10 protein-coding genes and 1 pseudogene are annotated in these 8,993 nt (G+C 75.4%); 4 read left to right on the forward strand and 7 right to left on the reverse strand.

The annotated features are described in order from the left end of the window. The first annotated feature begins 60 nt into the window (after positions 1–60). Positions 61–963: an acyl-CoA thioesterase gene (locus tag AC07A6_RS07510; protein WP_478776411.1), complete on the forward strand. Its 903-nt coding sequence runs from the start codon at positions 61–63 to the stop codon at positions 961–963. A gap of 101 nt (positions 964–1,064) precedes the next feature. Continuing rightward, positions 1,065–1,466 carry a YchJ family protein gene (locus AC07A6_RS07515; RefSeq protein WP_478776412.1) on the forward strand — a complete coding sequence of 134 codons (402 nt, stop codon included), beginning with the start codon at positions 1,065–1,067 and terminating at the stop codon, positions 1,464–1,466. Here AC07A6_RS07515 and AC07A6_RS07520 read toward each other — a convergent pair. Both AC07A6_RS07520 and AC07A6_RS07525 read right to left on the reverse strand, forming a co-directional pair. Further along, positions 1,430–2,212, reverse strand: coding sequence for a DUF6397 family protein (locus AC07A6_RS07520; protein ID WP_362462580.1), 783 nt, complete (start codon positions 2,210–2,212; stop codon positions 1,430–1,432). The genes AC07A6_RS07515 and AC07A6_RS07520 overlap by 37 nt on opposite strands. A gap of 108 nt (positions 2,213–2,320) precedes the next feature. After that, complete coding sequence (locus AC07A6_RS07525) at positions 2,321–2,719, reverse strand: roadblock/LC7 domain-containing protein (RefSeq protein WP_042800536.1); 399 nt, start codon at positions 2,717–2,719, stop codon at positions 2,321–2,323. 106 nt (positions 2,720–2,825) lie between these two features. On the opposite strand from AC07A6_RS07525, the gene AC07A6_RS07530 reads away from it, so the two are divergent. Then, on the forward strand, positions 2,826–3,014 hold the full coding sequence (locus tag AC07A6_RS07530) for a hypothetical protein (RefSeq protein WP_386270794.1): 189 nt from the start codon (positions 2,826–2,828) through the stop codon (positions 3,012–3,014). Positions 3,015–3,042: 28 nt separating this feature from the next. Here the strand turns inward: AC07A6_RS07530 and AC07A6_RS07535 are convergent, their stop codons facing one another. The 5 genes and pseudogenes from AC07A6_RS07535 to AC07A6_RS07555 form a co-directional block, all read right to left on the reverse strand. Continuing rightward, the gene (locus tag AC07A6_RS07535; protein ID WP_362462586.1) at positions 3,043–3,684 is read right to left on the reverse strand and encodes a GTP-binding protein; all 642 of its coding nucleotides are present in this window, start codon (positions 3,682–3,684) and stop codon (positions 3,043–3,045) included. After that, a complete protein-coding gene (locus tag AC07A6_RS07540) occupies positions 3,684–4,064 on the reverse strand; it encodes a DUF742 domain-containing protein (RefSeq protein ID WP_385761301.1) in 381 nt (126 codons plus the stop codon). The genes AC07A6_RS07535 and AC07A6_RS07540 overlap by 1 nt, the downstream gene beginning before the upstream one ends. 17 nt (positions 4,065–4,081) lie before the next feature. Beyond that, the gene (locus AC07A6_RS07545; RefSeq protein WP_362462592.1) at positions 4,082–4,525 is read right to left on the reverse strand and encodes a roadblock/LC7 domain-containing protein; all 444 of its coding nucleotides are present in this window, start codon (positions 4,523–4,525) and stop codon (positions 4,082–4,084) included. Continuing rightward, a complete protein-coding gene (locus tag AC07A6_RS07550; RefSeq protein ID WP_478776413.1) occupies positions 4,525–7,131 on the reverse strand; it encodes a sensor histidine kinase in 2,607 nt (868 codons plus the stop codon). The genes AC07A6_RS07545 and AC07A6_RS07550 overlap by 1 nt, the downstream gene beginning before the upstream one ends. Before the next feature lie 249 nt (positions 7,132–7,380). Next, a pseudogene (locus tag AC07A6_RS07555) lies at positions 7,381–8,124 on the reverse strand (MHYT domain-containing protein); the annotation flags it as partial. A gap of 161 nt (positions 8,125–8,285) precedes the next feature. Between AC07A6_RS07555 and AC07A6_RS07560 the strand changes: the two are divergent. Then, entirely contained in the window at positions 8,286–8,903 is a 618-nt protein-coding gene (locus AC07A6_RS07560) for a class I SAM-dependent methyltransferase (RefSeq protein ID WP_385761293.1), read from the forward strand. Positions 8,904–8,993 lie beyond the last annotated feature (90 nt).

Genomic DNA, 8,993 nt, shown 5'->3' on the forward strand with positions numbered 1-8,993 from the left:
CCGCAAGCCACCGCGGGCGGCCCCGCCCGGCCCGCCGGACCCGACAGTGGAGAACCTGTGATGACGAACCCCGCCGAGAAACTGGTCGATCTGCTCGACCTGGAGCAGATCGAGGTCAACATCTTCCGGGGGGCCAGCCCCCAGGAGTCCCTCCAGCGCGTGTTCGGCGGGCAGGTCGCCGGCCAGGCGCTGGTGGCCGCCGGCCGGACCACCGAGAGCGACCGGCCGGTCCACTCGCTGCACTCGTACTTCCTGCGCCCGGGCATTCCCGGGGTACCGATCGTGTACCAGGTGGAGCGGGTGCGCGACGGGCGCTCCTTCACCACGCGCCGGGTCACCGCCGTCCAGCAGGGCAAGACCATCTTCAACCTGACCGCCTCCTTCCATCACCCGGAGGAGGGCAGCATCGAGCACCAGCTGCCTCCCCGCCTCGAATTCCCGCACCCGGACACGCTGCCGAAGGTCGCGGACGAGATCCGCGAGCACCTGGGCACCCTGCCCGAGGCGCTGGAGCGGATGGCCCGCCGCCAGCCCTTCGACATCCGGTACGTGGACCGGCTCCGCTGGACCCCCGAGGAGCTCAAGGACGCCGATCCGCGCAGCGCGGTGTGGATGCGGGCGGTCGGCCCGCTGGGCGACGACCCGCTCGTGCACACCTGCGCCCTCACCTACGCCAGTGACATGACCCTCCTCGACGCCGTGCGCATCCCCGTGGAGCCGCTGTGGGGCATGCGCGGTTTCGACATGGCCTCGCTGGACCACGCCATGTGGTTCCACCGGCCGTTCCGGGCCGACGAGTGGTTCCTGTACGACCAGGAGTCGCCCATCGCCCACGGCGGCCGAGGGCTGGCGCGCGGCCGCATCTACGACCTGGAGGGCAGGCTGCTGGTGTCCGTGGTGCAGGAGGGCCTCTTCCGCCCGTACCCGGCCGAGAAGGCAAGGCCCGCCGTTTCGCCCCAGTGACATCCGGGCGCCCTCGACGCCCCGGGCGCCCGCTCCCTGCCGACCGCCCGCCCCTTCCCGACCGCCCGACCGCCCTCCTCACCGAAGAGCTGATCGCACCGATGCCGACCCCGGCCCTCCCCTGCCCCTGCGGGCTGCCCGCCTCCTACGCGGACTGCTGCGGCCGCTTCCACTCCGGCGCCCGGCAGGCGCCCACCGCCGAGCTGCTGATGCGGTCCCGCTTCAGCGCCTTCGCGGTCGGCGACACCGCCTACCTCATGCGCTCCTGGCACCCCTCGACCCGCCCGGGCCGGCTCGACCTGGATCCGGACCAGCGCTGGGAGCGCCTGGAGATCCTCGCCACCGAGCGCGGCGGGATGTTCGAGACGGAGGGGGCGGTGGAGTTCCGCGCCCACTACCGCGAGGGCGGCCACACCGGCTCGCTGCACGAGCACAGCTCCTTCTCCCGCGACGGCGGGGCCTGGGTCTACGTCGGCCCCCTCTCCCCCGTCGAGTTCGACTGACCGCGCACATCCGCCAGGGCGCGGTCCAGGCCGGCCCGGTAGCCGCGCACCTCCTCCGGGGGCTCCGCCAGCAGCAGCGGCCGGGCCACCGCCTCGGCCGCCGGAACCCGGGGGTGGCCGTAGGGCGGGGGCGGGGCGAGGGCGGCGAGCAGGATCCGCTCCGCCGGGTCGGGCACGGCCGCCCGTACCTCCTCCTCCGGGAGCACGGACGCCAGTACGGCCGCCCGCGCCCAGGGGTCGGCGGTCCGTCTCAGCAGCAGTCCCACGTGCCGCTCCCGCCACCTGCGCGGCCGCAGGTCCGCCCCGGCCGCCATCAGCTCCCGGTCCTCCGGGGGCGCGGCCCCGCTCAGCAGCCCCGGCTCCCGGGCGGCGAACTCCCGCAGCTCCGCGGCCAGGTAGAGCCACACGACGGCCCGGTAGCGGTTGATCCGGTAGCCGACGGGCGTGATGCGCCCGCAGCGCGCGAGCCGGGTGAACCGGCTCGGCCCCACCTCCAGCACCCGCGCCCCCGCGTCGGCGCCGGCCGCGGTCTCGACCCTCGCGCGCAGCTCCCGCGGGAACCCCTCCCCCGCCCTGACCCGGTCCAGCTCGGCCCGGGTGAAGCGGACGGCCCCGCCCGCCGACCGGGAGCCGGGGCGGACCAGTCCCAGCTGGACGGCCCGGGCGAACTCGCCCCGGCTCAGGCCCAGTTCTCCGGCCGCACGGATCCCGCTGAGCGGCGCGCACGCCGCCGTATCCACCTTCATCACAGTCCTCCCCCACGAGCGCCGATCACTCTGTGTGAAGACCGTAACCGGGAGTGAAGCCGGCGCGCGGGGCCTGTGGATAACCCATGGCCCGGACCGGGCCCGGCCTCAGCCGCCGGTGATCCGCCGCTCCGCGACGCCAAGGTGCTCCCCGACCCGGTTGACCAGCAGCGTCATCTCGTACGCCACCTGCACGATGTCGGCCTCCGCCGCGCTCAGCGCGCACAGGCAGCTGCCGGAGCCGGCCGCCACCACGAAGAGGAACCCCTCGTCGTACTCGACCATCGTCTGACGGACCTCGCCCGCCCGGAAGTGCCGTCCGGAGCCCTTCGCGAGGCTCTGCAGACCGGCCGCGACGGCCGCCAGGTGCTCCGCGTCCTCCCGCGCCAGCCCCGCGCTCGCGGCCGTCACCAGCCCGTCGTTCGACAGGACCACCGCGTGCCGGACCTGCTGGACCCTGCGCGTCAGATCGTCCAACAGCCAGTCGAGCTGCTTGTCCAGTGCCATTTCCAGCCCCTCCCCGTTGACCCGGCCGACGTGGCCGCGCCCCGCCCCGCTTGGTCGTGCCGCAAGCCTTCCCCACCAGGGGCTTTCCGGCAAGGAGGATGGACGCATGGCACGGAAGATGACTCAAGAGGAATGGCGGGCGTTCGGCCGCCGCCGCGCCCGTACCCCGCCCCCGTCCGCGGCCGGCGGGGACGGAAGCCCGCACACCGCTCCCATCTGCTCCGTTCCGACCGCGGCCGCCGTCGTCTTCACCACCGGCGAGAAGGCCGTCAAGGGGCGGAATCCGGCCCCTTGACGGCCCTGCCCGATCCGCACGCCACGGCCTACGGGCCGACGGCGTCGAGGAGCCGGGCCGTGTGCACCCGGCCCGCGTACTCCACCAGCCTGATCAGCACTTCCTTCCCCGAGTCCTTGTCCCGCGCGTCACACAGCACCACCGGGGTCCCCTGCTCCAGGTCCAGCGCCCGCGACACCTCGTCCGAGGCGTAACTCCGTGCGCCGCTGAAGCAGTTGACGGCCACCACGAACGGGATCCGCCGGTGCTCGAAGTAGTCCACCGCCGGGAAGCAGTCCTCCAGCCGCCGGGTGTCGGCGAGGACGACCGCCCCGAGCGCGCCCTGCGACAGCTCGTCCCACAGGAACCAGAACCGGTCCTGGCCGGGCGTCCCGAACAGGTAGAGCGACAGGCCCGCCCGGATGGTGATGCGGCCGAAGTCCATGGCCACGGTGGTCGTGGTCTTCTGGTCCACGCCGCCCGTGTCGTCGACGAGCTCGCCCGCCTCGCTCAGCAGCTCCTCCGTGCGCAGCGGCCTGATCTCGCTGACCGCGCCCACGAGCGTGGTCTTGCCGACGCCGAAGCCGCCGGCCACGAGGATCTTCAGGGCGAGCGCGGCCAGTTCCTCCTCGGCCGCGGCGCCCGCACCCGAACTCCCGGGACCCGTCGTGCCGTTGTCGTGCAGTCCCATCACAGTGCTCGCAATCCCTCGATGACTTCCCGCAGAATCCGCTCGTCCGGCAGCTGGGCGGGCGGCACCGGCCGGCTGACCCGCACGTGTCCCGCCTCCAGCAGGTCGCCCAGCAGCACCCGCACCACGCCAACCGGGAGGTCCGCCTCGGCGGCGAGCTCCGCGACCGACTGCGTCTCGGAGCGGCAGAGCCCGAGCAGGGTCCGGTGCTCCGGGCCGAGCAGGGCCTCGTCCCCCGTGCCGGCCGCCTCCGGATCCACCACGACCAGGGCGATCAGGTCGAACCGGACCCCGTGCGGGCCCGGTTTCGTACGCCCTCCGGTCATGGCGTACGGGCGGACCAGCGGGCCCGCCTCGGCGTCGTACCACTGGCCGTCCATGTGCCGGACCGCCGTCCTCACCCGGCGGCCGGGGGGCGGACCGCGAACCGGGGCGGTGTGTAGAGGTGTTCGCCGACCCGTTTGACCAGCCGGGCCATCTCGTACGCGATCAGCCCGATGTCGGCGCCGGCGGTGCTGAGGACGGCCAGGCAGGAGCCGTCCCCGGCAGCCGCGACGAAGAGGAACCCCTCGTCCATCTCGACCATCGTCTGCCGCACGGTCCCGGCGCGGAAGTGCCGGCCGGCACCCTTGGCGAGGCTGTGGAAGCCGGAGGCGACCGCCGCCAGGTGCTCGGCGTCCTCCCTGCCCAGGGCGCTGGAGGAGCCCACCGCCAGCCCGTCGTTGGACAGCACCACCGCGTGGCGGACCTCACGGACCCGCATCACGAGTTCGTCGAGCAGCCAGTCCAGTTCGCCGGATCTGCGGATGCCGTCGAGGGCGGTCCTGTGGTGTTCGGTCATCACACTTCTCCTTCGGTGCCTGCGTGGGGGGAATCGTCCTGGGAGCCGCGCGCCCACCCGGCCCGGTAGGCGGCCATCCGGTCGCGCGCCTGCTCCGGACTGCGGTCCGGCGCCTCCGCGGCGGGCCGGGCACCGGCCGGCGCCCGGTCGGCCGCGGGGGCCTCGCGGAGCTGGGGGACCAGGCTGGCCTGGCGTACGCGGCGCGGCAGCTCGGTCACCGAGGCGGCCGGCTCGGGCACGGGCGCGGCTGCCGGTGCGGTACGGACGACCGTGCCGCCGGGGCCGCGCGGCCGCAGCGGTGCCACGGGGGCGGGTACCGGCGCCGGGCGCGGTCCGGCATCGGGCCCGGCCGCGGCCGACGGCCCGGGCGCGGTCGCGCGTACGGGCGCGGTCGCGCGTACGGCGCCGGGCATCGGCTCCGGCGCGGACCCGGACGAGGGCTCCGGCTCCTGCTCCTGCACCGTACCGGCGGCGGGCGGGGCCTCGATCGCCCCCTGGAGCAGGGAGTTGGGCAGCAGCACCACGGCGGTGGTGCCCCCGTACGGCGAGGGACGCAGGTGGACCTGGATCCCGTGGCGCGCCGAGAGCCTGCTGACCACGAACAGGCCGAGCCGGTCGCTGTCGAAGAGGTCGAGGTCCTCGCAGTGCTCGATCCGGCGGTTGGCCTCCGCGAGCGCCTCGCGGCCCATGCCGAGTCCGCGGTCCTCGACCTCCAGGACGTAGCCGGCGCCGACGGGTTCGCCGCTGACGCGGACCCTGGTGTGCGGCGGGGAGAACTGGGTGGCGTTCTCGATCAGTTCGGCGAGCAGGTGGGTGAGGTCGGCGACGGATCCGCCGACGACGGCCGCCTCGGCGAGCCGGCGGACCTCCACGCGCGGGTAGTCCTCGATCTCCGAGACGGCGGCGCGCACGACGTTGGTCAGCGGCACCGGCATCCGCCAGGCCCGGCCCGGGGCCGCACCCGAGAGGATGATCAGGCTTTCGGCGTGGCGGCGCATCCGGGTGGTGAGGTGGTCGAGGCGGAAGAGGTCGCCGAGTTCGCCCGGGTCGTCTGCGCGGCGCTCCATGGAGTCGAGCAGGTCGAGCTGCTTGTGCACCAGGACCTGACTGCGCCGGGCGAGGTTGACGAAGACCCCGCTCACCCCGCTGGCGAGTTCGGCGCGTTCGACGGCGGCGCTGAGGGCGGCCCGGTGGACGGTGGACAGGGCTTCGCCGACCTGCGTGATCTCGTCCTCGGCGGGCGGCCCGGACGGGGCCTCGGCCTCGACGTCGATGTCCGCGGCCCGTCCGGCGCGCAGCCGTTCCATGGCCTGCGGGAGTTTGCGGTGGGCGATCTCCAGCGCGGTGTTGCGCAGGGAGACCAGCTCCACCACCAGGGCGCGGCCGATCCGTACGGAGATCACCAGCGAGGCGGCCACCGCCGCCAGGCCCAGCAGCACCGCGGCGCCGGCCGGAGTGAACGCGCCTTCGGCGAGCGGGTCGGCGCGCCCGGCGGACCGGGCGTGCGCGGCCTGCCGCACGTCGCGCATCGAGCCGCTCACCGCCGTGTAGGCGGCGTCCCAGCCGGCGGGCACCCCGCGGACCTCGCGCGCCGCCAAGGCTGCCGCCGACGCCGCGGGGGCGGAGGTAGCGGCGGCCGGGACGGGGTTCGGGGCCGGTGCGGGGGCGGCGGCCAGGGCCCGGTCCTCGGCGGCGGTGAGCTCGGCGTAGGGGGTGCCCTTCGAGACGGCCTCCCAGACGGAACGCTGGGCCGCGGGGAGGTCGCGCGCGGTGGCGGCGGTGAGGGTGCGGCGGGCCTCCACGGCGCCGGCCAGGCGGCGCTGCGCGTCGGCGGTGCGGGGGCCGGGCAGGGCCAGCAGCGCGTCCTCCCGGGACAGCAGCTCGCCGGCCCGGGCGAACTCCAGCAGCACCCGGGCGTCGGGGCCGAGTTCGGCGTCGGAGCCGCCGGAGAGGGCGCCCTCGGCGGCGAGGGCGGAGTCGGCGACGCGGGTGTAGGTCTCGTAGGCGCCCTCGGGGGTGGCGCGGCGGGCGGCGACGTCCTTGCGGGCGGGGCCGAGTGCCTCCGCGGCGGCGACGAAGGCGCCGAGGCGGGCGACGGTGTCGGTGCGGTAGTCGCCGGAGTCGGCGACGGTGTGCCGGTCGCCGAGGCGCAGCCGGCGTACGGCTTCGTCGGTGCGGCGGGACTGCTGTTCGAGGGCGGAGGCCTCACCGGAGGCGGGGTCGGCCAGGAAGCGGACGGCGGCCCGGCGCTCGGCCTGGATCTCGGTGAGGGCGGCGGCGACGGGGGTGCGTATCTCGGCGTCGACCTGGCGGACCCGGCTGAGCCGGGCTATCTCCTGGGCGGTGCTGACGGTGGCGAAGCCCCAGAGGGCGAGCAGCGAGACGACCGGGACCATCAGCAGGGAGACGATCTTCGCCCGGACGGTGGCGGGCCGCAGCCGCTCCCACGGCCCGCCGGCCAGGCCGGTGCCGGCGCGCCCGGCCGGGGCGGGGCGGGGTGCGGGCTCCGGCGGTTCCGCGGCGGGGGGACCGGCGTGCGCGCGGCGGCCGCGCGACGGGGGCTGCCGTGGCGGCGCGGCTTCCGGTCTTGTGCGGGGTCTGCGCATGGGCTCCTCGTTCCGGGGCGGTACGGATCCTCAGGGGGCGGGCGGGGGTCAGCGGGAGGGGAGGGGGCCTTCGCCGAGCCGCCGTGCCGCCGCGCCGGCGGCGGGAGCGAAGCCGGGGGCGGCGCCGGCGGCGGTGCCGGGAGCGGGGGCGAAGCCGGCGGCGGCGCCGGGAGCGGGGGCGAAGCCTGCGCCGGGAGCCGTCCCGGACGCGGGCTCCCGGCCGGCCGGCGCGGGAGCCGCCGACGCGGGGGCGGAGGCCGATGCCGCCCGCTCGTCCGCCGTCGGGGAGAGCGCCACGAAGGCGGCCGTGATGAAGAGGTAGGAGCCGAGCCCGACCGCGAGCGGGAAGATGAACTGCAGGGCCGTGGCTCCGGGCAGTGCCGCGTCCGAGGGGGTGACGCGGACGGAGACGGCGATCATGCCGGTGTAGTGCATGCTGCTGACGGCGGCGCCCATGACGAGGGAGGCCACGGCGACGGCCACCGGCGACTTGATGTTGAGGGCGGCCCACAGCGCGGCGGTGGCGGCGACGACGGCGATGGCGACCGAGAGGCCGACGGTGAGCGGGTCGTACTCGATCCGGCCGTGCAGGCGCAGGGCGGCCATGCCGAGGTAGTGCATGCTCGCGACCCCGAGTCCGGTGGTCAGGCCTCCGAGGACGAGGGAGCGGCCGCGGTCCCTGCCGTAGCCGACGGCGAAGACCCCGGCGCCGACGACGGCCATGGCGACGAGCAGGCTGAGCAGGGTCAGCGGCACGTTGTAGTGGATCTCGGTGCCGGTGACGTGGAAGCCGAGCATGGCGATGAAGTGCATCGTCCAGATGCCGGTGCCGATGGCGGAGGCGGCGGTGAGGAGCCAGTTGCGGCGGGAGGCGCCGGTCGCGGCGAGCGCGCGGACGGTGCAGCGCAGGCCGAGGGCGGCGCCGATCGACGCCATCACGTACGACAGTGCGGGTGTCAGCCAGCCATAGGCGGCGTGGTCCAGGTGTCCCATGGCCACGGGACGCTAGTCCGGGTGAGGGCGCGAACAAGGGGCGCATTTCGAAAGCCGCTGCAACTGCTGGAATATGACAGAGAGACGTTCAACTCCGATCACACCACGTGTCACCTTGTGCACGGTCCGCAGGGCTCGGGACGGTGCGGGATCATGTGTGCATGAGCCGTATGAGTCGTACGAACGAAGACCACACGCATGTGCAGGAGTTCTTCGGGGCCCGCGCGGCCGCCTGGGACGGGAAGTTCCCGGAGGACGGCCCCGCCTTCGCGACCGCCGTGTCGGAGTTCGGCGTGGGACCCGGGGAGCGGGTGCTCGACGCGGGTTGCGGGACCGGCCGGGCGCTGGTCCCGCTCCGCGCGGCCGTCGGGCCGTCCGGAACCGTGCTCGGCGTGGACCTGACCGCGCAGATGCTGGCCGAGGCGCGACGGGCCGGCCGCGACCGCGAGGGGACCCTGCTGCGGGCCGACGTGGCCCGGCTGCCGCTGCGGGACGGGGTGCTGGACGCGGTCTTCGCCGCCGGGCTGATCGCCCACCTGCCCGATCCCGCCGAGAACCTGCGCGAGCTCGCCCGCGTGGTCCGCCCCGGCGGCCGGCTCGCGCTCTTCCACCCCATCGGGCGAGCCGCGCTCGCCGCGCGCCACGGCCGCGAGCTGACCCCGGACGACCTGCGGGCCGAGCACAACCTCGGCCCGCTGCTGTCCGGTTCCGGCTGGCGGATGACCTCGTACGCCGACGAGGACGCCCGCTTCCTGGTCCTCGCCGTGCGCGCCGCCTGAGCGGGGGCGTGCACAGGACGGGACCGGGACACGCCGGGCCCGGGGGTTACGCCCGGGGGTGGGGGTTGGCGCCAGCCGGGTGACGCAGGT

Source organism: Streptomyces sp. NPDC044002 (assembly GCF_056434525.1).